Genomic DNA, 22,694 nt, shown 5'->3' on the forward strand with positions numbered 1-22,694 from the left:
TATGCCGACCGGCATCGGCCAGGTGTGGGACGAAGAGGTCCGCGCCGCGGTCGACAGGCTTACCGAAGCCTCGACCGAGCACTACTACAACCCCTACAAGACCTTCGACTGGCCCGCCGATCTGCAGGTGGACGGGCTCTGGATGAGCGCCGACCTGATGACGGTCCACGGCACGGAGGCGGCCGAGCAGCTCGACGACGAGCAGCTGCGCGCGCTGTCGAAGTGGGAGAGCGTCAACTTCTACAGCCTCAACGTGCACGGCATCCGAGAGCTGATGTTCGAGGTGACGAACCGGCTCTACGCGCCCGGATTCGAGGTGCCCACCCCGTTCTTCCACCACTTCCTGGGTGAGGAGAACGAGCACATGTGGTTCTTCGCCGAGTTCTGCCTGCGATACGGCGGCAAGCTGTATCCGAGCCGGGCGATGGCCTTCCCCGGCGACGGCAAGGGCTCGGCGCTGCTGGACAACTTCATCGTGTTCAGCCGGATCCTGATCTTCGAGCAGATCGTCGACCACTTCAACAGCCGGATGGCCGCCGACACCTCGCTGAACGAGACGATCAGGGCGATCAACCGGGTGCACCACCAGGACGAGTCCCGGCACATCGCCTTCGGCTGCCAGCTCGTGCGCGCCCTGTTCGAACGGCTCCTCGCCGCCGGGAACGAGGAGGAGATCTCCGCGGCACGCAGGTACATCGAGCGCTACATCCAGGCCTCCCTGGAGCAGCTCTACAGCATCGACGTCTACCGCGACAGCGGCATCCCCGATCCCTTCGCCTTCCGGACCAGGCTCCTGGCCGACCCGGCCCGGCAGCAGGCGCACCAGGCCATCGCCGGCCGGACCTACGCCTTCTACAACCGCATTGGAGCCCTGCCGTGCACACCTCGGTGACCGCTGACACCCCGGCCCTCACCTCGCTCGGCCCCGGCCTGGCCGCGCTGGGACCGGCCGAGAGCGAGCTGCTGACGACCGTCGACGCCGTCGTGACCAGGCTCGCCGCGCAGACCGCCGCGGTGTCCCTGATCGGCCCGCCGCTGCTGCCCGCCGACATGCTGGCCCGGCTCGACTACTTCGCCAACTTCCCGCACCTCGGCGTGGTGGCGGCCAGGTTCACAGAACCGGCCATGGAGCTGCTCGCCGACGAGCGCGACCTCGCCGAGCTCACCGCCGAGCACCACGCCCCAACCGGGTTCCTGCTGCCCTCGGCGACCTGCTACGGCCTGCTGTTCCAGCTCAGGGAGCAGGAGCTGGGCGGGCCTGCGCTGCTGACCTCGGTGGGCCGGTGCTTCCGCAACGAGCGGGAGTATTCGGGACTGCGCAGGCTGTGGGGATTCCACATGCGCGAGATTCTCTACGTGGGCGACCGCGAGGGCGCCCAGTCCCACCTGGACGAGTGGCGCGCCCGCATCGAGGAGACCGCCGCCGTCATGGGGCTCACGCTCACCGTCGAACCGGCCAACGACCCCTTCTACCGGAAGGAGAGCTCACGGGCCCGGCTGTCCGCCCTCGACCCCGTCAAGCACGAGTTCCTCGCACCGGACGGCACGGCGATCGCCTCGGTCAACCGGCACCGCAACTTCTTCGGGGAGCGCCTGGGCATCTCCCTGTCGGGACAGGCCGCCTACAGCAGCTGCGTCGCCTTCGGCCTGGAGCGCTGGGTGCACGCCCTGGTGCTCGCGCACGGCAGCGCGGCGGCCGCACTGCGATGGGCGCGCGATGCCCTCGGGTGATCTCGACCGCAGGGTGGCCGGCGTCACCGAGGCGCTCGGCGTCCGCTTCCCGGTCGTCCAGGCCGGAATGGGCGGCGTGGCGGTGCCCGAGCTCGCCGCGGCCGTGAGCGAGGCCGGCGCGCTCGGCACGATCGCCCTGTACAAGCTCGCCGCGGCGGACGTCGAGGCGATGGTCAGGGACGTGCAGGGCCGTACGCGCCGACCGGTCGGCGTCAACGTCATCCCGGAGGTCGCCGGGCGGCTGCTCGACCGGCAGATCGGCGCCGTGCTCGCCGCGGCCGACCGGCGGCTGGTGGTCAACAGCTACGGTCCGCCGCCCCCCGAGGTCGGCGCGGCCGTACGCGCGGCCGGGCACACGCTGCTGGTCCAGGTCGGCTCGCCCGAGCAGGCCGGGCGTGCGGTCGAGGCCGGCGCCAATGTGCTGGTCTGCCAGGGGGTGGAGGCCGGCGGCCACCACCTCGGCCGGGCGCCGCTGCGCGACCTTCTCGCGCGGGTCGGCGCGGCGCATCCGGACCTGCCGCTGCTCGGCGCGGGAGGGGTCGCCGACGCGGCGGCGGCCCGCGGCGTGCTCGAAGCCGGCGCCGGCGGCGTGATGTGCGGCACGGTCTTCGTCGCCACCGTCGAGTCGGCCGCGCACCCGGCGTACAAGGCCGCCCTGGTCGACGCCGGAGCGGACGACACCGTGATCACCGACCGGTTCTCGATCGGCTGGCCCGGGCGTCCCCATCGGGCGTTGCGCAGCGCGGTCACCGACCACCCGGCCCCGCTCCCCTCGTCGTTCATCGCCTGGACGACCGTGATGGGAGAGCGGCGGCCGGTGCCGAGGGGCTCGGCGTCGGCGCCGACCGTCGAGGCCGACGGCGCCATCGAGGAGATGGCCAGGTACGCGGGCACCGGTTGCGGCGCGATCGGGTCGATCCGTACGGCCGCGCAGGTGACGCGATCGCTTGGCACGGCCTGCCTGGCTCCGGCCGGCCCGGGGCCCGAGCGGGACGCCGACGACCGGATCGCAGGGGGAGTGAGATGAGAACCGATCTGGAACTGGCCCAGGTGAGCCAGCTGGCCTTCGGCTACTGGCACGCGCAGGTCCTGTTCGCGGCGACCGAGCTGGGGATCTTCGACGCGCTGGCGGACCGGCGGCTGACCCCGGCGCGGCTCGCCGAGCGGTGCGCGGTGCCGGCGCCGCGGCTGCGCCGGCTGCTCGACGCGTGCGTGGGGCTCCGGCTCCTCACCCGGGACGCGGACGGGTACGCCAACGCGCCGCACACCCGCAGGCTCCTCGTCACGGACTCCCCGGATTCGCTCGTGCGGTGGGTGCGGGTCATGCACCGGTGGTACGGACCGTGGGGCGAGCTGCCCACCGCCGTGCGCACCGGTTCCGCGGCCGAGGAGCGGGCCGCCCGCCTGGGCGATGACCCCGCCTACCTGGAGGACTTCATCCTCGGCATGCACGAGTACAACTCCAGGAGCGCCGGATCGCTGCCCGCTTCGCTGCAGCGGGAGGACGCGGCTGTCCTGCTCGACGTGGGCGGCGGGGCCGGCACCCACAGCATGGCGTTCTGCCGCGCCTGGCCGGGGCTGACCTGCGAGCTGATCGACCTGCCGGGAGTGACGGACATCGCCCGGCGGGTCATCGCGGGGGAGGGACTGAGCGACCGGATCACGGTGCGGGAGGGCGACTACTACCAGGACCGTTTCGGCCAGGACGCGGATGTGGTCCTGCTGTCGAACGTCCTGCACCAGGAGTCCTGGGACAGGAGCGTCGACATCCTGCGGCGTGCCGCCAAGGCGCTGCGGCCGGGCGGTCGGGTGCTGGTCAACGGCCATGTGCTCGACGAGACGAGGACGTCTCCCGTCTTCACCACCCTGCACAACCTGTCGGCGCTCGTGCTCTGGGACGGCGGCGAGAGCCGTACCGTCGAGGAGATGGAACAGATCATGGCCGAGGCCGGCCTGTCCGACATAGCGGTCCACCCGACCGGCGAGCCCTCTGCCCGACTGCTCGTCGGCCGAGCCTGAAGGAGTTCCAATGGAACGAGTCATCGAATGGCTGCGTGCGAAGAATCCCGAGCTGACCGGTGAGGTGGGCGACGACGCCGACCTCATCGAGTCCCGCCTGATCGATTCCCTGCAGTTCCTCGAGTTCATCTATCTTCTGGAGGACATCTCCGGCCGGACGATCGACCTGCAGGAGGTGACGGTGGACGACTTCCGGACGCTGACGCGGATCCAGGAGCGGTTCCTCTCGCCCGACGCGGTGGAGGTGGGCTGACGTGACCGCGGCTGATGACCCCAACATCCTCCCGCACTGGCGTTCGGCCGCGCTGATCACGATCGACATGCAGCGGGACTTCCTGAGCGACAGTCCGTACGGCCTGGCCGGCACGACCGAGGTGATCCCCGCCATCGCGAAGCTCGCCGAGGCCTGCCGCGCGTCCGGGCGGCCGGTCGTCCACATCGTGCGGCTCTATCGGCCCGGTGGGTCGAACGCCGACCTGGTCCGGCGCTCCCTGCTGGCCTCGGGCGTCGACCTCGTCGCGCCCGGGTCGCCCGGCAGTGAGCTGGCCCCCGGGCTCGCGCCGCCGGGCGCACCGGATCTCGACCACGAGCACCTGCTCGCGGGTGGGGTGCAGGAGATCGGGCCGGCCGAATATGTGATCTTCAAGCCGCGCTGGGGTGCCTTCTTCCAGACCCCGCTCCAGGGTCTCCTGGAGCGGTTGGAGGTGGACACCGTGGTCTTCGCCGGGTGCAACTTCCCCAACTGCCCCCGTGCCAGCCTCGTGGAGGCCAGCGAGCGCGACTACCGGGTCGTCCTGGTGCCGGACGCGGTCTCCCAGGTCAACGACCAGGGTCTGGAGGAGATCCGGCGGATCGGCGTCCAGCTTGTGACGGCCGGGGAAGTGGTCGCCGCGCTCACCGCCGCCGGGGAAGGCCCCTGATCCGAGGGGGTCGGCCCGCTCCGCGGTCCCGGGGACGCGGTCCCGCCGGGCATCACGCCCGGCGGGACCGCGTCGTCTCCGTACGTCTCACCGTTCGGCCCCGTCTCTTTCACCCTTCGTCCGGGCCGGGAACGACGACGGCGGTCAGCAGCAGGCCGCGCTCGGCGAGCCAGCGACCGGGGAGCGCGGTCCCGCTCCCGTGCGGACGCGCCACGAAGACGCCCGCGACCGGATCGATCACGGCGCCGACGTCCGTGAACCACACCGCTGCGCCGGTCAGCTGGAACCACGCCTTGTACACGGACTCCTTGACGCAGAAGAGCAGCCGGTCCCAATGGACGCCCGGGTGTCCCGCGCCGAGGCGCCGGATCTCCCGGCGTTCGTCGGCCGACGAGATCTTCTCGAACGTGCCGGTGGGCATCGGCTCGTCGGGCTCGGCGTCCACCCCGATGGAGCGTACGCGGCGGATCTCGGCGACGGCGGCGCCCCGATAGCCCCGGCAGTGGGTGATGCTGCCGACGGTCCCGGCGGGCCACAGCGGCTGTCCGGCCGCGCCGCGGAGGATCGGCTCGGGCTCCCGCCCCAGCATGGCCAGCGCGGTCCTCGCGCATGCCCGCCCCGTGGTGAATTCCAGCCGCCCCCTGGTCACCGCGTTGGCGACGATCGTCTCCTCCTCCGGGAACAGCCGGGCGTCCGGGGAGTCCTCGAAGGTGTCGGCGCAGGCGACATGGCGGGGGAGGATTCGCTCGATCACGGTCTCCAGTATCGGCCGGTGACGGGCGTCCGGGCGGAGGAGACCCGGACGTGCGGGGCCAGGGCCGCGGCGGCCGGGGCGCTGCCGCCGGAGTTCGACCGAACGGTGCGCTGATACGTCGGCGGTATGCCGGAAATCAACCCGCTGCCGAATGTCGCTTCGTCCCCCGGCACCCGACCATGTGATCAACCTGGCCGAGGGTGCCCGGGGAGCGGGGTTGGGATGCGCGAGCTGGACGGTAGAGGGACAGGGGCGAGGATCCGGCGGGTGCTGCGACGGGTCGCGGCCGTCACCGCGGCCGTCGCAGCGACGATCTCCGTGCAGGCCGGCCCTTCGCCGGCCCGGGCCGAGCCGCCGACCACCGCCGAATCGTCACCGGTCGCCGGGTCGTCGCAGACCGCCGGGCTGCCTCCGGACACCGCGCTGACCGAGGCCGCCGCATCGGCGGCCGCACGCGCCTCGGGCCGGCCCGTCGAGGTGCTGTCGCATCGGGGCGAGACGCGAGAGGTGCGGGCTCTGCCGAACGGAAGGTTCGAGTTCGTCCAGCACCTGCGCCCGGTGCGCACCCGGCGAGAGGGGGCGTGGGCGGACGTCGATCCGACGCTCACCAGGCTGCCCGGCGGTGGGCTGGCGCCCGCCGCCTCGACGGTCGAACTGCGCCTGTCGGACGGGGGAACCGGGCCCTTCGCCGTCATGAGCAGGGCCGGCCGGCGGCTCAGCCTGACCTGGCCGCGGGCCCTGCCCGAGCCGGAGGTCAGCGGTGACACGGCGACCTACCCCGAGGTGCTGCCGGGCGTCGACCTGCGGGTGCGCGCAGAGGTCGACGGCTTCGCCCACGTCATCGTGGTCAAGACGCCCGAGGCCGCGCGCGACCCGGCACTGACCCGACTGCGCCTGCGTCTGGACACCGAGGGCCTGTCCGTCGAGATGGACGCGTCCGGCGTCCTGCGCGCTCGCGACACCGTCTCGGGGAACGACGTGTTCGAGGCGCCCGCGCCGCTCATGTGGGACTCCGGCCCGGCGGCCGCTCCGCGATCGGCGCCGTCGTCCCTCGTCGCCGACCTGGCAGAACCGTCGGTGGCACCGCCGGAGGGGGCGAACGTGGCCAGGCTCGGGGTGGGCGTGGGGTCCGGAGAGATCACGCTGCTGCCCGACCCGGGCATGCTGACCGGGCCGCGGACCCGATTCCCCGTCTACATCGATCCCACCTGGAAGACGGTCGCCAGGTCGGCCCGCCTGATGGTCTCCAGCGGCTACCCGACCACCTCCTACTACAACTTCAGCGGTACGCAGGGGGTGGGCCTGTGCGATGTGCAGTACGACGGCGCCTGCGTGAAGGACCAGAAGAAGCGGTTGTTCTTCCGCATGCCCATCGGCGCGCTGGCGGGCAAATATGTGGTCTCGACCGAGTTCGTCGCCTACGAGACGCACGCCTACAACTGCAAGAACCCCACGTCGGTCCAGCTCTGGCATGCCAGCGGATTCGGGTCGAGCTCGACGTGGAACAGCACCGACGACAACTGGATCAAGCGTCTCGCCTCCCGCGACGTGGCGTACTGCTCGCGTACCCCGGTGGAGTTCTCCACAGCGGCGCTGCGTGACGTGGTCCGCGCCGCGGTGAATCGCAAGGACGCCGTGATCACGTTCGGCCTGCGCGCCTACTCCGAGTCGTCGATGGCCTGGTGGAAGCGCTTCGCCAACGACGCCTACCTGCGGATCGAGTACAACACCCCGCCGCCGCAGCCGTTGATGAAGAACCAGTCGATGAGCCCCGGCGGCCCGTGTGCGGCACCGGCGGCGGCGGTCCGGGTGAACAAGCCGCCCACCCTGTACGCGATCCTGTTCGACCCGGACTCCGGTTCGGCGGCCAAGCTCAAGGCCGAGTTCAAGATCGCTTGGGATGGCGGCGAGTGGGTGTCCCCGCTGAGTGCGGCCAAGACCACGGGCTCGACGTTCCAGGTCACCGCGCCGTCGACGATCCCGCAGAACACGCTGATCGGCTGGCACGTGCGCGCCTGGGACGGATACCAGTGGAGCCCGTGGAGCTCGGCGGGCAGCGCCACGGGCTGCTACTTCTACTACGACGCCACCGCGCCCGAGGCGCCGTCGGTCTCCTCCGCCGCCTACCCGCCGTCCGATCCCGAAGACCCGGCCGATCCCTGGCACGACGGGGTGGGCCGGTACGGCGACTTCACGATCAGCACCACCCAGGCCGACGTGAACCGCTACTGGGTGGGGGTCAACACCACTCCATCGGCCGCGAACGAGTACCGTCCCGCCGCTCCCGGCGGCCCGGTCACGGTGCCGCTGATGCCCACGAAGGCGGGAGTCAACTTCCTGTACGTCAAGGCGGTCGACGCGGCGGGCAACGCCAGCGCCCCCACCGCGTACATGTTCCGGGTCGCCGCCGGCTCCGCCCCGCTGGTCCACTGGCCGCTGGACGAGCCCGCCGGCGCCACGGCGCTGACGGCAGAGGTCAGACCCGGCGCGCCCGCCGTCACCACCGGCACCGCCGGCGGGGTGACCCTGGGCGTGGACGGCCAGGTGGGCACCGCGATGCGCGGAGACGGGGCCACGGGATACGCCCAGACCTCCGCTCCGGTGATCGACACGAGCGGCACGTACTCGGTGGCCGCCTGGGCCAGGATCGCCCACACCGACGGCTTCGCGACCATCCTCAACCAGGACGGCGACGTGGGCAGCGGCTTCTTCCTGCAGTACGTCCAGGACGACGATCGCTGGTCGTTCAGCCTGACCAACGCCGACGAGCCCAAGGGAGGAGTGCGCGTCCTGTCCGACGCGCCGCCCGCCGTGGGCGAATGGACGCACCTGCTCGGCGTGTACGACGCGGTGGCCAAGACCGCGCGGCTGTACGTCAACGGCGTGCTCCAGCAGGAGAAGCCGTTCACCGTGACCTGGAAGGCCACCGGCCCGATGGCCATCGGGCGGGCCAAGCACAGCGGCGCGAAGGTGGACTTCTTCCCCGGCGAGATCGACGACGTGCGGGTCTTCGACCGGGTGGTCTCGGCGGACGAGGCGGCCGACCTGTTCACCCGGCATCCGGTCCTGGCCGGCCGGTGGAAGCTCAACACCGACGGTGCGGACGACTCGGGCCGGGGCCGGGCCCTGACCTTCGGCGACCAGGCCCATGTGGATCAGTCGGCGGGCTGGCTCGGCAGTCCGATGGGCGGTCTCGTCCTCGACGGCTCCGGCGACCACGCCGCCACCGCGCAGCAGGTCGTCGCCACCGACCGCAGCTTCACCGTGGCCGGCTGGGTCACGGCGGCCGCCCGGCCGGAATCGAAGGCGACGGTGTTCTCCCAGGCGGGCACCGCCAACAGCGGTTTCATCCTTCGTTACGATCCCGCGGGCGACGGCGGATGGCAGGTGGAGATGCCCGACGCCGACACCGCCGGGGCGACCATGCAGCGCGCCGACCACTCGGCCTATCAACTCCAGCTGCAGTGGGATCACGTGGCGGTGGTGTACGACTCGTTCGCCGACGTGCTGCGGCTCTACGTGAACGGCTGGCTGGAGGAGACCGAGACCCGGGTGTCCACCCGCTGGCACACCGTCGGGTTCGACGCCACCGGGCCGTTGCAGCTGGGCCGGGCCAAGACCGCCGGCACGTGGGGCGAGTACTGGCCCGGCGTCATCGACGACGTGTGGGCCTTCTCCGGAGTTCTCGACCAGGAACAGATACAGGTGCTGGCCGGATACACCGAGCTGCCCTCCGAGTCTCCCTTCTAGGGATGCGACCTGGCAGTCACCTACCTGTCGAAGGGAGATGCGGTGCGTACTGGCGGGGTCCGGGCGGTCGCGATCGCGGCGGTTCTGTCCACCATGATCATGCAGTTGCAGGTGGCGCCTTCGCAGGCGCGACCGGAGAGTCAGGCGCAGGTCGAGACGTCGCCGGGCGGGCGTCCGCGAGTGGCCGACCTGACCCCGGTGGTGCAGGGCGATCCGGTCAGGACGCTGCCGCGCCCAGCGGATCCGCCGGCGCACGGCCGGGTCGACCCGCCGATCTGGCCGGCGGGCGAGGCGGAGGTCGCGCTGACCGCGGCGAGCCGGGAGCGACCCGTACGAGCGGGCGCGCTGCCGGTGTGGGTGGGCGCCACAGGCCCGGCCGATCACGACGCCGGTGTGCGGGTGCGCGTGCTGAACGGCCGGGACGCACACACGAAGACGGCGGGTACGGCCGGCGCACGCGGCGGCACCGAAGGGACGGCCGAGGCGCTGGGAACGCGGGGATCGGACGACCCGATCCGGATCAGCCTGGAGTCCCCCTCGGCGGAGCGGGTCACGGTGTCGCTCGACTACACCGGCTTCACCGAGGCGTACGGCGGCTCCTACGGCTCGCGGCTGCGCCTGGCACGGCTGCCCGCGTGCGCGTCGACCACCCCGGAACGGCCGGAGTGCGGTGATCTGACGCCGTTGCCCACTCGCAACGACGGTGAGAACGGGACGCTCAGCGCCGAAGTCGGCCTGACGGCCGGCCAGGCCACGGTGCTCGCTTTGGCGGCCGCCCCCGAGAGCGACAAGGGCGATTACAAGGCGACCACGCTGTCCTCCTCGGCCACCTGGCAGGTCGGCGGCAACTCCGGCGACTTCACCTGGTCCTATCCGCTTCGGGTGCCGCCGGTGCCCGGCGGACTCGATCCCGACCTGGCCATCGGCTACTCCTCGGGGTCCGTGGACGGGCGCACCGCCAACACCAACAACCAGCCCAGCTGGGTGGGGGAGGGCTTCGATCTGTGGCCCGGATACGTGGAGCGGAGCTACAAGCCGTGCTCACAGGACGGCGCGCCCAAATCCAACGGGGTCGACCCCGGCGACCAGTGCTGGGCCTACGACAACGCCACGGTCACCTGGAACGGCAAGGGCGGCGAACTGATCAAGGCGGGCGACGGCACCTGGCGGATGAAGGGCGACGACGGCACCCGGTTCGAGCGGCTGACCGCCGCCTCGACGGGCAACGGCGACGACGACGGGGAGTACTGGAAGGCCACCACCACCGACGGCACCCAGTACTTCTTCGGCCTGAACCGCCTCCCGGGCTGGACCTCGGAACGGCCGCAGACCGGCTCCGCCTGGACCACCCCGGTGTTCGGCGACGACGCGGGCGAGCCCTGCCACGACGCCGCCGGGTTCGACCGGTCGTGGTGCCGCCAGGCCTGGCGGTGGAACCTCGACTATGTCGTGGACACCAACGGCAACGCGATCGCCTACTACTACACCAAGGAGACCAACCGCTACGGCCGCAACGTCTCCACCTCCGCCGACACCTCTTATGACCGCGGCGGTCACCTGGAGCGAATCGAGTACGGCCTGCGCACCGGCGCCCTGTTCGCCGGCCCCCCGGCGAAGGTCGTCTTCACCACCGCGGAGCGGTGCCTGCCCGACTCGGCCTTCGACTGCGCGTCCGGGAAGATCGGAGACCGGCCCGAGCGGTGGCCGGACGTGCCGTGGGACCAGAACTGCACCTCCGACTGCACCAAGCACGGCAAGATCTCTCCGACGTTCTGGTCGCGCAAGCGGCTCACCGGCGTCACCACCCAGATCCGGCGGGCCGACGGGACCTACCGGGACGTGGACGCGTGGAAGCTGTCCCACATCTGGGGCGACGCCGACATCGACCGCGCGCTGCTGCTGCGCTCGATCGAGCACACCGGGCGGGCGGGCGGCACGGCCGTCACCCTGCCGAAGGTCACCTTCAACCACGTGCAGCTGATGAACCGGGTGGACAGATCCGGCGACGACATCCCGCCGTTCATCAAGTACCGGGTCGGAGCGATCTACGACGAGTACGGCGGCCAGGTCGACGTCGACTACTCCACCACCGACTGCACGCTGTCCGATCTGCCCACCCCCGAGACCAACACCCGTCGCTGCTTCCCCACCTACTGGCAGCCCCCCGGGCACGACGAACCCATCCGGGACTGGTTCCACAAGTACGTCGTCACCCGGACCGTGGTCTCCGACCGTACGGCCCGAGCCCCCGACATGGTCACCACCTACACCTACCTCGGCGGCGCCGCCTGGCATTTCGACGACGACGACGGGTTGACCAAGACCAAGGAGAAGACCTGGTCGCAGTGGCGCGGGTACGGCCGGGTGCGCGTCACCACGGGAAGCGCTGACCAGCCGCTGTCGCGCACCGAGCACCTGTTCCTGCGGGGCATGGACGGCGACCGCCGCGCCCCGTCGGGTGGCGTCAAGAGCGTCACCGTCTCAGACGATGAGGGAGGGACCCACGTGGACCACGAGGGCCTGGCCGGATTCGAACTGCAGCGTACGGAGTACACCGGCCCCGACGGCGTCGTGTACACGCGCACGGTGAACACGCCCTGGCGTCACGAGACGGCCAGACGCGTCCGCTCGTGGGGCACCACCGTCGCGAACCTCACCGGCGTCGCCACCACCAGGACGTGGACGGCCCTGTCCGACGGGGGCCGCCGCCAGACCCGCGTCGACACCGCACACGACACCGTGACCGGGCTGCCCCTCCAGGTGGACGACCAGGCGGACGTGTCCACGGCGTCGGACGACCTGTGCACCCGTACCACCTACGCGATCAACGCGACCGCCTGGCTGCGCGACCTGCCCTCCCGGGTGGAGACCGTCGCCGCGCGCTGCTCGGCCACCCCCGACCGGTCCAGGCAGCTCGTGTCCGACACCCGGACCTCCTACGACGGCCGGGGCTTCGGCGAGGCGCCGACCAAGGGCGACGCCACCATGGTCGAGGAGATCGCCTCCCACGACGGCACGACGGCACGCTACATCCCGGTGGCCCGCACCGGGTACGACCCCTACGGGCGGTCGGTGAGCGTCAAGGACGCCCTGGGGAACACCACGACCACCGCCTACACCGAGACCGCCGGGCTGACCGTCAAGACCACGGTGACCGGGCCTCCGGCGACGCCGGGCGTGCCCGGCAGCGCCCACGTCACCACGACCGTCCTCGACCCCGCGTGGGGGCTGCCCACCGCGGAGACCGACCCCGGCGGGCGCACCACGACCATCGCCTACGACGCGCTCGGCCGCACGGTCAAGGTGTGGGCCGGCCTGCCCACCAGCGCCACCCCCACCGCCGAGTACGCCTACCGGATCGAAGAGGGGAAGATCGCCGCAGTCACCACCAGGACGCCGACCCCCGAGGGCGGGCAGCGCGTGCGCCACGACCTCTACGACGGGCTGCTCCGCCAACGCCAGACCCAGGTGGAGGGCCCCGACGGCGGCCGCGTGATCGAGGACACCTTCTACGACAGCCGCGGCAACGTCACCAGGACGTACGCCCCCTACTACGCGACCGGAGCCCCCGCCCCCAGCCTGTTCGGCGTGGCCGATCCCGGTGACGTGGAGGCGCAGGTCCAGACCGACCACGACGGTCTCGGCCGGGTCACCGTCGAACGGCAACTGATCGGGGGCAACGACACCCGGGAGATCTGGCGGACCGTCACCACCTACGGCGGTGACTGGGTGGCCGTCGACCCGCCGGACGGCGGCATTCCCACCCGCACCTACACCGACGCCAGGGGCCACACCACAGAAGTGCGGCAGTACCAGGGCGACTCGCCGACCGGGGCCTACACCGCGAGCACCTACACCTACACCCCGGGTGGCGAGCTCGCCACCATCGCGGACGCGGCGGGCAACGCCTGGACGACCGGCTACGACCTGCGCGGCCGGCAGATCAGGGTCGAGGACCCCGACCGCGGCACCACCCGGTACACCTACGACGACCTCGACCGGGTCACCTCCGAGACCGACGCGAGAGGCCGCACGCTGGTCCACCGATACGACCCGCTGGGCCGGGAGATCGAGACCCGGGAGGGCTCCGCCGACGGCACTCTGCTGCGCTCCTGGACCTACGACACCCTGCGCAAGGGACTGCTCACCTCCGCCACCGCCCATGCCGGGGGCCGGTCGTACACGAGCAGGATCGACGTGTACGACAGGCAGAACCGCCCGGTGCGGCAGACCGTCACGATCCCCTCGGGTGAGGGCGCGCTGGCCGGCGACTACACCTTCAGCACCGCCTACAACCCCGACGGTTCCGTACAGTCCACCGGTTTTCCGGCCGCGGGCGACCTGCCGGCCGAGACCGTGGGCGTCGTCTACGACGCCCTGGCCCGGCCCGTCCGGCTGACCGGCAGCCTCGGCGCCTACGTCACCGCCACCGCGTACTCCAGGACGGGCCGGCCGTTGCAGTACGCCCTGAACGCCGGAGGCAAGACGGTCTATCAGACCTTCACCTGGGAGTACGGCACCGACCGGCTGGCCACCTCACGTGTCGACCGGGAGGGCGTCGCCGGGGTGGACCGGGAGGCGAGGTACACCTACAACCCGGCCGGGGACTTCACCGCCATCTCCGACGTCTCCAGGTCCGGCACCGACACCCAGTGCTTCCGCTACGACCACCTGCGACGGCTGAGCGAGGCGTGGACCCAGGCGTCCGCCTCCTGCGCCGCGGCGCCCACGCCGGGGGCGATCGGCGGTCCCGCTCCCTACTGGCACGGTTACACCTACGACGCGGCCGGCAACCGGGCGACCGAGACGTGGCACGGGCTGAACGGCCAGGCCGACACCCGCCGCGACTACACCTACGACCGGCCGGGCAGCGGGCACCTGCTCGTCGAGGTCGCGCAGTCCGGCGGCGCCGGCGCGCGCACCGACTCCTTCGGCTACGACCCCACCGGTAACACGGTCTCCCGCACCGGTCCGACCGCCGCCCAGTCCCTCACCTGGGACTCCTTCGGCGACCTGAGCTCGGTCACCGAGGCGGGCTCCACCACCTCCTTCGTGTACGACGTCGACGGTGAGCGACTGCTGCGCCGCGACCCCTCCGGCGTCACCCTGTATCTGGCCGGCATGGAGGTGCGTCTGGCCAAGGGTGCGAGCACTGTGACGGCCACCCGTTACTACGCGCACAACGGGGAGACGGTCGCGGTGCGCACCGGTCGCGGGGTGTCCCTGCTGGCCGCGGATCACCAGGACACGGCGCTGCTGGCCGTCGACGCCGCCACGCAGGAGCTCACCCAGCGGCGCTTCACCCCCTTCGGCGCTCCACGCGGCACCGCCGTAGGCATCTGGCCGGACGAGCGCGCCTTCGTCGGCGGCACCGCCGACCGGGCCACCGGCCTGACCCATCTCGGCGCCCGTGAGTACGACCCGGCGATCGGCCGCTTCCTCTCGGTGGATTCGCTGTTCAACATGGAGTATCCGCAGAGCTGGAACGGCTACTCCTACGCCAACCACAGCCCGATCACGCTGAGCGACCCCGACGGGCTCGACGGCCCGCTGCGCGGCAACACCAACTGCTACTACTCGGGCAAGGGCTGCACCAGGACACCACCCTGCTGGGGCTGGGAGTGCACCGGCGCCGGTTTCCGCTGGTACGTCGCCCCGAAGCCGAGGTCGGACTGCTGGGGCTGGGAGTGCACGGACGGCGGCGGCACGGCGGACAGGTGGACCCCGCGCTACAGCACACCCGTCTACAAGGCCCCGGTTCGGCGGTGCGACTGGAAGTGCAAGCTCAAGAACGGAGCGGTCTGGACCGGCAAGGTCACCTGGAACGGCCTCAAGACCGCCTGGAAATATCGAGCGGAGATCCTGGCCACATGCTCGGTGGCCGCCAGCGCCACCGGAGTCGGGGCACCTGTCGGCACGCTCTGTGCGGTGGCCGGCACGATCAACTCAGCCGGGACCGCCATCTACGAGTTCCACCAGGGCGATACCTCGGCCGGGCTGATGAACCTCGCGGGGCTGGGGATAGGCGGGGTCGGTGTCGGCTCGGGCTACGCCGGCAGATTCGCCGCCAAGAGGTCCGGTGCGCTGCTTTCGAAGGCGGACCGCCTCATAGAGAAGAAGTCTCCGTCGGTGGCGTGGTTCGATCCGAACGGGGGATTGAAACAGAGAGCGCTGAGGAAGGCCACGGGGCTGGCGGCGCGGACACAGGCACGAGTACGGATAGCGTACCGGGTCAAGGTGGCCCACAGAGCGACTCGGAGAGCGGGCACATGGAGCCTGGGATCCAGGCTACTGGCCAGGGTTGACGAGAACGCGACCTATGCAGGCTTCATCGGGACCATGACTCCGACGATCGACAACTACTACTGAGTCCCCGGACGTGTGGTCTGGCCGGGTCTGACCAGGCCGTGCTCATAGGCGAAGGCGACCGCCTGGGCGCGGCTGGACAGGCCCAGCTTGGCCATGGTCCGGTTGAGGTGCGTCTTCACCGTGGCCTCGGCCACGGACAGCCGGTCGGCGATCTCCCGGTTGGACAGCATGCGCGCCACCAGCGTCAGCACCTCGGTCTCCCGCGCGGTGAGACCTTCGAAGCGGGCCACGGAGACGGCCGGACGGCAGCAGGACTCGACCAGCCGCCGGAGGGCGGCCGGGACCAGCAGCACGTCGCCGCCGGCCAGGGTGTGGATGGCGGCGAGCAGACGCTCGGGCGGGGTGTCCTTCAACAGGAAGCCGGAGGCGCCCGCGAGCACCGCGTCGTACACGTACTCGTCCAGGTCGAAAGTGGTGAGGATGAGGACCCTCGGGGCGTCGCGTCCCAGCGCCGAGATGATCTCTCGGGTGGCGTCTATCCCGCTCATGCCGGGCATCCGTACGTCCATCAGCACGACATCGGGCCGGACGGCCTGCGCCAGCAGCAGGGCTTCCCCGCCGTCGGCCGCCTCCCCGGCCACCTCCAGCCCGGGGTCCGCGCGGATCAGCGCGGCCAGACCCGCCCGGACCAGGACCTGATCCTCGGCGACAAGTACTGCGGTCATCGACCTCATCCGTGTCCGAGGGCCGGTTGCTCGGTCGGAGCGAAGGGAAGGCCGACCTCGACCTCGAATCCCCCTGATGGCCGCGGACCTGCCACGATCGTTCCGCCGTAGAGTTTGACACGTTCTGTCATGCCGATCAATCCCTGCCCGCCGGACCGCGCCGCCGCGGGCGGGTCACCCGGCTCGTTGGTCACCCGGATGCCCAGCGCGCTGTCGCCGTAGGTCACCACCACCTCCGTACGGGCCCCCGGCGCGTGCTTGAGCACGTTGGTGAGGGACTCCTGGACGACCCGGTAGGCGCACAACTCCAGCCCCGGGTTCAGCGGACGTCGCGTGCCCGCGAACCGGAACCGCACCGGCACCCCGGAGGAGTCCAGCCGCCGCACCAGCTGTTCGAGCCGGTCCAGGCCGGGGGTGAAGTCACGGCTTTCGTCGTCTCCACCGTCCTGATCGGTGCGCAGGATCGACAGCATGCGCCGCATCTCGGTCATGGCCTCCCGGCTGGCGTCGGAGATCGTTTCGAGGGTGGCGTGCGCGGTGGCGGGATCGGTGGTGAAGACATAGCGGCCGAGACCGGCCTGCATCGAGATCAGCGCCACGTGGTGTGCGACGACGTCGTGCAGCTCACGGGCGATCTTCACCCGCTCCTCGGTCGCCGCGCGCCGCGCCCTGCTCTCCTGCTCCAGCTCGAGCCGCACGGCCAGGTCGGCCAGGCGCCGGTTGCGCTCGGTCAGCGACCGTACCGCCGTGCCCAGGGACAGCACGCTCACGGTGATCAGGATCGCGGTCCCGGCGGCCGCCCACGGCGCCACCAGCGGTTGCATCATCCCCGCGTGGGTCCATTCGGCCAGCACGAGCATCGCGCTCGCGGCGGACACGGCGGGGGGGCGGCGGGCCGCCACGGAGTACAGGGCCAGCGGCGGGCCGATGTTGTTCACCCCGTAGTGATAGCCGAGCAGGTGGTACACGATGGCGCAGGAGCACGAGACGACCAGCACGGTGATCGGCGCCTTCCGGCGGCAGATCAGCGGAAGGTTCACCGCCAGGATCAGCGCGAGGGACAACCCGTCCGGCGGGGGTGCGCCGGGAGGCGACTCGTACATCGCCCCCAGCCAGCTGCCGGCGGCCAGGCTCACGGCGACCAGCGTGTCGACGATCAGCGGACGGGCGGCGAGCAGGCGCAGAGCCCGGGACGGCCACCCTGCGAACGCCATGCGCTTGGTGCCCACCAGATCATGGTAAAACCAAACGCGGCCTCCGGCTTTACCGGAGCATGCTCGCTCCAGCAAAGCCAGAGGTAGGCGCATAATTGCGGTATGGGGGGAAATCCGCCTGACGGGGCTGAAGAGCGCGATCGAGACATCGATCAGGCGACTCTGGCGATGGTGTTCAGCCAGTCTCCCGTTGGCCTGTACGTGTTCAGCCTCGATCTGCGGCTGGTGAAGTACAACACCGCCGGGCGCGAGATGCGGGGCGTGCCGTCCGCCGAGCTGCTGGGGCGGCCCCTGCCAGAGATAGTGCCAGGGTTCGACCTATCCGAGATCGAAGGCATCCTGACACGGGTCCGCGACACGGGTGAGCCGGTGTTCGAGCAAGAGATCAGGGGTTATCCGCTGAGCGATCCCGACACCGAGCATGTCCAGTCCATGTCGGCGTTCCGGCTGCACGACACCGCCGGGCGTCCGCTGGCCGTGGCCGTCTCGCTGATCGACGTGACGGACCGGGTCCGGGCCCGCGCCCGGCTCGATCTGATGCACGAGGCGAACGCGCGGGTCGGCACTACCATCGACGTCTCCCGCACCGCCGAGGAACTGGCGGACGTCGTGGTGCCGACACTGGCCGACGTCGTGGCGATCGACGTGCTGGACTCCGTGCTGAGAGGTGAGGCTCCCTCGCTCGTGAGTGAGGGCGAGAGCGTCTCCCTGCGGCGGCTGGCCTTCCGCGCGGTGCGTGCGACGGACAGGAGCCTCACCAGGATCGGTGAGGTCGGCCGTTTCCCCACCGGGACGCCCCACGGGCAGAGCCTGATCGACCTGCGGCCGCGGCTCATCCGCCGCCTTGACGGCGTCGGCGACGTACGCTGGCCGTCCGACGATCCCGCCCGGGCCGAGTTGATCCATGCCGCCGGGGTCCATTCGGCGATGGTGGTGCCACTGGCCGCCAGGGGAGTCGTCCTCGGCCTGGTCTCCTTCTACCGGTGGCGCGGCGAAGGCTCCTACAACGACGACGATCTGGCGCTCGCCGCCGGACTCGCCGACCGCGCCGCGGTATGCATGGAGAACGGCCGGCGCTACCTGCGCGAACACACCATCGCCAGCGTCCTGCAGCGCAGCCTGCTTCCGTCGAACCTGGCCCACACCAGCGGGGTGGAGGTGGTGCACGGCCACCGGTCCGCCGGAGCGGGCGGCGACTGGTTCGACGTGATTCCGATGTCCGGGGCGCGCGTCGGCCTCGTCGTCGGGGAGGTCGCCGGACACGGCATCTACGCCGCGGCGGCCATGGGCCGGCTGCGCACCGCGATCCGCACCCTGGCGGCACTGGATCTGGCCCCGGACGAGACGCTCGCGCGCCTGGACGACCTGGTGATCGACCTGGCGGACGAGCACACCGGTCGCACGGACGTACATGAGCGGCCGCCGACGCGGGCGACCTGCACCTATGCGGTGTACGACCCGATCTCCCGGCACTGCTGGCTCGCCCGGGCGGGGCACCTGCCGCCCGTGCTCGTTCACCCCGGCGGCAGCGCGGACCTCCTGAGGCTTCCGGCCGGACCACCCCTGGGGGAGGGGGGTCTGCCCTTCGAGTGCACCGATCTGGAACTTCCCGAGGGCAGTGTGCTCGCCCTCTACACCGAGGGACTCCTCGAGGGAAAGCCCGGCGGGGTGGAGGCGGCGCTCAAGCAGCTCCAGCGGGCGCTGACCCCCGCTGACCGTCCCCTGAAGGAAAGGTGCGACGTCGTTCTCGGCACCCTGGTGCCCGCCCACCCCGGCGACGACGCCGTACTGCTCCTGGCCCGCACCCGCACCCTGACCGCCGACCACGTCGCCACGTGGACCCTGCCCTGCGATCCCGCGATCGTGGCCGCGGCGCGCACGATGACGGCCCGCCAGCTGGCGGCCTGGGACCTCGACCATCTGGCGTTCAGCACCGAGTTGGTCGTCAGCGAACTGGTCACCAACGCCATCCGGTACGCCAGCGGGCCGATCGGGCTGCGGCTGATCCGCGACCGCACGCTCAGCTGTGAGGTCTCCGACCACAGCAGCACGGCCCCTCATCTACGCCACGCCCGCACCATGGACGAGCGCGGGCGGGGCCTGTTCCTCGTGGCCCAGACCACCCAGCGCTGGGGCACCCGCTACACCGGGCAGGGCAAGGTCGTCTGGGCGGAGATCGCGGACTCGGCCGCCTAGAACACCGGTCAGATAACCCATGTCCGGGGGTGGAGGGACCGAAGCCGCCGAACACCGGTGACATTACGTGACCGATGCTCTAGGTCTGAGACCCCGTCTAGGTCTGAAACCGACGGAGGGTCGTGTCCGATGGGTGTGCCCGGTCGGTCAGCGCCGGCCGCCGGGAGTCGTCACCTCTTCGCAGCCGAGCCGGGCCAGGGCGTCGGCGCGTTCGTTCTCCGGGTGGCCGCTGTGCCCGCGTACCCAGAGCCATTCGACCCGATGCCGCTGGACCGCCGACTCCAGGCGTCGCCACAGGTCCGCGTTCTTCACCGGTTCCTTTCCCGCCGTCAGCCACCCGTTGCGCTTCCACTTGGCCACCCAGCCGGTGATGCCGTTGCGCACATATTGGCTGTCGGTGTGCAACCGGACCACCGACGGCCTGGTCAGCGTCTCCAGGGCCATGATCGCGGCCATGAGCTCCATCCGGTTGTTCGTCGTGTCGGGCTCGCCGCCGCGTAGCTCCCGCTCGTGCTCGCCGTACCGAAGGATCACGCCCCAGCCACCGGGCCCCGGATTGCCCCGGCAGGCGCCGTCGGTGTACACGTCCACAACGCGGTCACTGGCCACGGGCCCCACACTATCGCCGCCATGCGCGGCCTTTCGGCTCAGGCGTGCCCTGAGCGAGCGCGCGCCGCCGCCGCTCGGCTCCGTGCCGGAGGCCGGATGGTTTGAACGTTTCATCCCGGGCGCGTCGGGGCGTGGCCGTCGCCGACGGGCGGGGAGACGCGGCGGATCGACCCGAGGGAGGAGGTTGACAGGCGGGTTCACAGCCTGAGCGCGGCACGAGACCGGGTGCCGTCCGTCTTCGCCGCGGCGAACGCCGGTCTCGCCCGCCGACGGTGATCGAAGATCTGGTCGTGCGGCCGTCGCTTGACGTACGGTTGCACACGGAAGGGCGGGTCCGCGGCGCCGGTGAGCTCGGGGCCCGCCGCCTACCGGATCGTGCAGGAGGCTCTCACCAACACGCTCAAGCATGCGGGGAAGGATGCCAAGGCCGACGTGCTCTTGCGCCACGCCGAAGACGAGCCGCACATCCAGGTGACCGACGACGGAGCCGGCGGCGGCCGTCCTCCTAACGGCCGTCCCGCCCTGACGGGGCCCGGGCAGGGACCGGCGGGCATCCGGGAGCGCGCCGCCGTGTCCGGCGGCACGGCCAGGGCCGGGCGACTCGTCCCGTACGGATTCCAGATGCAGGTGTCGCCGTCGTGGATGTGATCCGAGTGCTGGTGGCCGACGATCAGGAGCTGGTCCGCACCGGTCTGCGGCTGGTGCTGCGGCGCGAGCGGGGGATCGAGGTCGCCGGCGAGGCACGCGACGGCCAGGAGGTCATCGACCTGCTGGAACGGCAGGACATCGACGTGGTGCTCATGGACGTGCAGATGCCGCGCGTGGACGGCATCGAGGCGACCCGGCTGATCAACGAACGCGGCGGACCCAGGGTGCTCATCCTCACCACCTTCGACCTGGACGAGTACGTCTACGGCGCGATCAAGGCGGGAGCCAGCGGCTTCCTGCTGAAGGACACCTCGCCCCAATCGCTGGTCGAGGCGATCAGGGTCGTGCACCGGGGCGACGCCGTCATCGCGCCGTCCACGACCCGACGGCTGATCTCCCATTTCGTCCCGCGTCTGCCCGCGTGCGGCACGGCGCCGGACGCGCGGGTGGCGCTGCTCAGCCCGCGTGAGCGCGAGGTGCTCGCGGAGGTCGCCGGCGGCCTGTCCAACGCCGAGATCGCCGAACGGATGTACCTGTCGGAGGGGACCGTCCGTACGCACGTCAGCAGCATCCTGGCCAAGCTGCACCTGCGCGACCGGGTGCAGGCCGTCGTCTTCGCCTACGAGAACAACCTGGCCCGCCCCACCTGACCCACCCCACCCCGGGTACGCGTGCCGGCGGAGGCCGGTACGCGTCCCGGCGGTCAGGGCCTACGCGCAGCGGCGGAGCCGACATCGCTCCGGCACGCCGATGTGCGCGGGGGCGTTCGGCCTGCACGCTTGATCACGGCGGCTACCGCTACGACGCCGACCTCTTTTGGGAGCGCTCCCACTATCGGAAGGAGGGCGAATGGGCCTGTGGTTCGGGGTTTTGGGCCCGTTGCAGGTGGCACGTGACGGCCAGGCCGTACGGCTCGGCACGCGCAAGCAACGCCTGCTGCTCACCGTGCTCCTGCTGGAGCGGAACAGGACGGTCTCACTCGATGATCTGGTCGGCGCGCTGTGGGAGGACAGGCCGCCGAAATCCGCGGTGTTCAACGTGCGCACCTACGTGAACCAGCTCCGTCAGGCGCTGCGCGACCCCCAGGAGGAGAAAGCACAGAGACCCCATGAAGAGAAAGCGCGGAAAGGAAGGGCGCGGTCGTCGCAGCTCCGCATCGTCGGGCGCCGGCCGGGCTATTCGCTCGTGGTCGATTCCGGCGAGCTGGACAGCGTGGAGTTCGGCCGTCTGCTGCGCGAGGGGCGGGCCGAGCTGGCGCGCCGGGCGCCGCGCCAGGCGCTCCGGCGGCTGTCGGAGGCGCTGGCGCTGTGGCGCGGCCGGCCGGCGGAGGACGTCCCGCGCACGCTCGCCGTGGCCGGATGGCTCGACTCCCTGGAGGAGCAGCGGTGCCTCGCGCTGGAGGCGCACGCCGCCGCCCGCCTTTCGCTGGGCGAGCACGACGGCCTGATCACCGACCTGCGCGATCTGCTCGCGGTCCATCCGACCCGGGAACGGCTGTGGGGGCACCTGATGCTCGCCCTCTACCGTTCCGGCGACCTCGCCGCCGCCCTGTCGGCGTACACGACGGCGCGCCGGTCGCTGACCGAGCGGCTGGGCGTCGACCCCGGCGCCGATCTGGTCGCGCTGCACGGCAGGATGCTGGCCAGGGACCCCGCGCTGGACCTGGACGCCGGAGCCGCAGCCGCCGGAGCCACCGGGCCGGGGGCGCCGGGCCGGGGGCGTCCGCGGCACCGCGGGCACCGTACGGACCGGGACCATCACCGGGGGCACCGTGAACACGGACGTCGCTGAAGCCGTACGTCCCCACCCCGTGACCCGC

16 protein-coding genes are annotated in these 22,694 nt (G+C 71.4%); 12 read left to right on the forward strand and 4 right to left on the reverse strand.

The genetic code is table 11. The features are described 5' to 3' along the window. Nucleotide 1 precedes the first annotated feature (1 nt). From AP234_RS22695 to AP234_RS22720, 6 genes are read left to right on the forward strand one after another with little or no spacing between them, the layout of a single operon-like run. Nucleotides 2-892, forward strand: coding sequence for a diiron oxygenase (locus AP234_RS22695; RefSeq protein WP_055481732.1), 891 nt, complete (start codon nucleotides 2-4; stop codon nucleotides 890-892). Then, on the forward strand, nucleotides 877-1,731 hold the full coding sequence (locus AP234_RS22700; RefSeq protein WP_055481733.1) for a hypothetical protein: 855 nt from the start codon (nucleotides 877-879) through the stop codon (nucleotides 1,729-1,731). The genes AP234_RS22695 and AP234_RS22700 overlap by 16 nt, the downstream gene beginning before the upstream one ends. Continuing rightward, nucleotides 1,718-2,758: an NAD(P)H-dependent flavin oxidoreductase gene (locus AP234_RS22705; protein WP_055481734.1), complete on the forward strand. Its 1,041-nt coding sequence runs from the start codon at nucleotides 1,718-1,720 to the stop codon at nucleotides 2,756-2,758. The genes AP234_RS22700 and AP234_RS22705 overlap by 14 nt, the downstream gene beginning before the upstream one ends. Further along, the gene (locus AP234_RS22710; RefSeq protein ID WP_055481735.1) at nucleotides 2,755-3,750 is read left to right on the forward strand and encodes a methyltransferase; all 996 of its coding nucleotides are present in this window, start codon (nucleotides 2,755-2,757) and stop codon (nucleotides 3,748-3,750) included. Before AP234_RS22705 ends, AP234_RS22710 begins: the two co-directional genes overlap by 4 nt. A gap of 10 nt (nucleotides 3,751-3,760) precedes the next feature. Continuing rightward, on the forward strand, nucleotides 3,761-4,003 hold the full coding sequence (locus AP234_RS22715) for a hypothetical protein (protein ID WP_055481736.1): 243 nt from the start codon (nucleotides 3,761-3,763) through the stop codon (nucleotides 4,001-4,003). A 1-nt stretch (nucleotide 4,004) separates the two neighbouring features. Beyond that, complete coding sequence (locus AP234_RS22720; RefSeq protein WP_200926663.1) at nucleotides 4,005-4,670, forward strand: cysteine hydrolase family protein; 666 nt, start codon at nucleotides 4,005-4,007, stop codon at nucleotides 4,668-4,670. 109 nt (nucleotides 4,671-4,779) lie between these two features. Here AP234_RS22720 and AP234_RS22725 read toward each other — a convergent pair whose 3' ends face one another. Next, nucleotides 4,780-5,424 carry a 4'-phosphopantetheinyl transferase superfamily protein gene (locus AP234_RS22725; protein ID WP_083502346.1) on the reverse strand — a complete coding sequence of 215 codons (645 nt, stop codon included), beginning with the start codon at nucleotides 5,422-5,424 and terminating at the stop codon, nucleotides 4,780-4,782. 267 nt (nucleotides 5,425-5,691) lie between these two features. Between AP234_RS22725 and AP234_RS22730 the strand changes: the two genes are divergently transcribed. Next, nucleotides 5,692-9,174: a LamG-like jellyroll fold domain-containing protein gene (locus AP234_RS22730; protein ID WP_055481737.1), complete on the forward strand. Its 3,483-nt coding sequence runs from the start codon at nucleotides 5,692-5,694 to the stop codon at nucleotides 9,172-9,174. A 42-nt stretch (nucleotides 9,175-9,216) separates the two neighbouring features. Continuing rightward, nucleotides 9,217-15,543, forward strand: a complete 6,327-nt coding sequence (locus AP234_RS22735) for an RHS repeat domain-containing protein (protein ID WP_055481738.1) — start codon at nucleotides 9,217-9,219, stop codon at nucleotides 15,541-15,543. Here the strand turns inward: AP234_RS22735 and AP234_RS22740 are convergent. Together AP234_RS22740 and AP234_RS22745 are read right to left on the reverse strand one after the other, a co-directional pair. After that, a complete protein-coding gene (locus tag AP234_RS22740; RefSeq protein WP_055481739.1) occupies nucleotides 15,537-16,208 on the reverse strand; it encodes a response regulator in 672 nt (223 codons plus the stop codon). The two genes, AP234_RS22735 and AP234_RS22740, sit on opposite strands and share 7 nt — an antisense overlap. A gap of 5 nt (nucleotides 16,209-16,213) precedes the next feature. Beyond that, the gene (locus AP234_RS22745; protein WP_055481740.1) at nucleotides 16,214-17,437 is read right to left on the reverse strand and encodes a histidine kinase; all 1,224 of its coding nucleotides are present in this window, start codon (nucleotides 17,435-17,437) and stop codon (nucleotides 16,214-16,216) included. An 87-nt stretch (nucleotides 17,438-17,524) separates the two neighbouring features. On the opposite strand from AP234_RS22745, the gene AP234_RS22750 reads away from it, so the two are divergent. Beyond that, nucleotides 17,525-19,618 (forward strand): SpoIIE family protein phosphatase, encoded by a 2,094-nt coding sequence (locus tag AP234_RS22750; protein ID WP_083502349.1) that lies wholly within the window; start codon nucleotides 17,525-17,527, stop codon nucleotides 19,616-19,618. 147 nt (nucleotides 19,619-19,765) lie between these two features. Here AP234_RS22750 and rnhA read toward each other — a convergent pair whose 3' ends face one another. After that, nucleotides 19,766-20,227, reverse strand: a complete 462-nt coding sequence (gene rnhA, locus AP234_RS22755; protein WP_235558327.1) for a ribonuclease HI — start codon at nucleotides 20,225-20,227, stop codon at nucleotides 19,766-19,768. A 345-nt stretch (nucleotides 20,228-20,572) separates the two neighbouring features. On the opposite strand from rnhA, the gene AP234_RS22760 reads away from it, so the two are divergent. The 3 genes from AP234_RS22760 (at nucleotide 20,573) to AP234_RS22770 (ending at nucleotide 22,666) form a co-directional block, all read left to right on the forward strand. After that, a complete protein-coding gene (locus AP234_RS22760) occupies nucleotides 20,573-20,875 on the forward strand; it encodes an ATP-binding protein (RefSeq protein WP_055481743.1) in 303 nt (100 codons plus the stop codon). Next, nucleotides 20,872-21,525, forward strand: a complete 654-nt coding sequence (locus AP234_RS22765; protein ID WP_055481880.1) for a response regulator — start codon at nucleotides 20,872-20,874, stop codon at nucleotides 21,523-21,525. Before AP234_RS22760 ends, AP234_RS22765 begins: the two co-directional genes overlap by 4 nt. A gap of 199 nt (nucleotides 21,526-21,724) precedes the next feature. Beyond that, nucleotides 21,725-22,666, forward strand: coding sequence for an AfsR/SARP family transcriptional regulator (locus AP234_RS22770; RefSeq protein ID WP_055481744.1), 942 nt, complete (start codon nucleotides 21,725-21,727; stop codon nucleotides 22,664-22,666). Nucleotides 22,667-22,694: the final 28 nt, after the last annotated feature.

It is taken from the genome of Sphaerimonospora mesophila, assembly GCF_001417795.1.
GTDB lineage: Bacteria > Actinomycetota > Actinomycetes > Streptosporangiales > Streptosporangiaceae > Sphaerimonospora > Sphaerimonospora mesophila.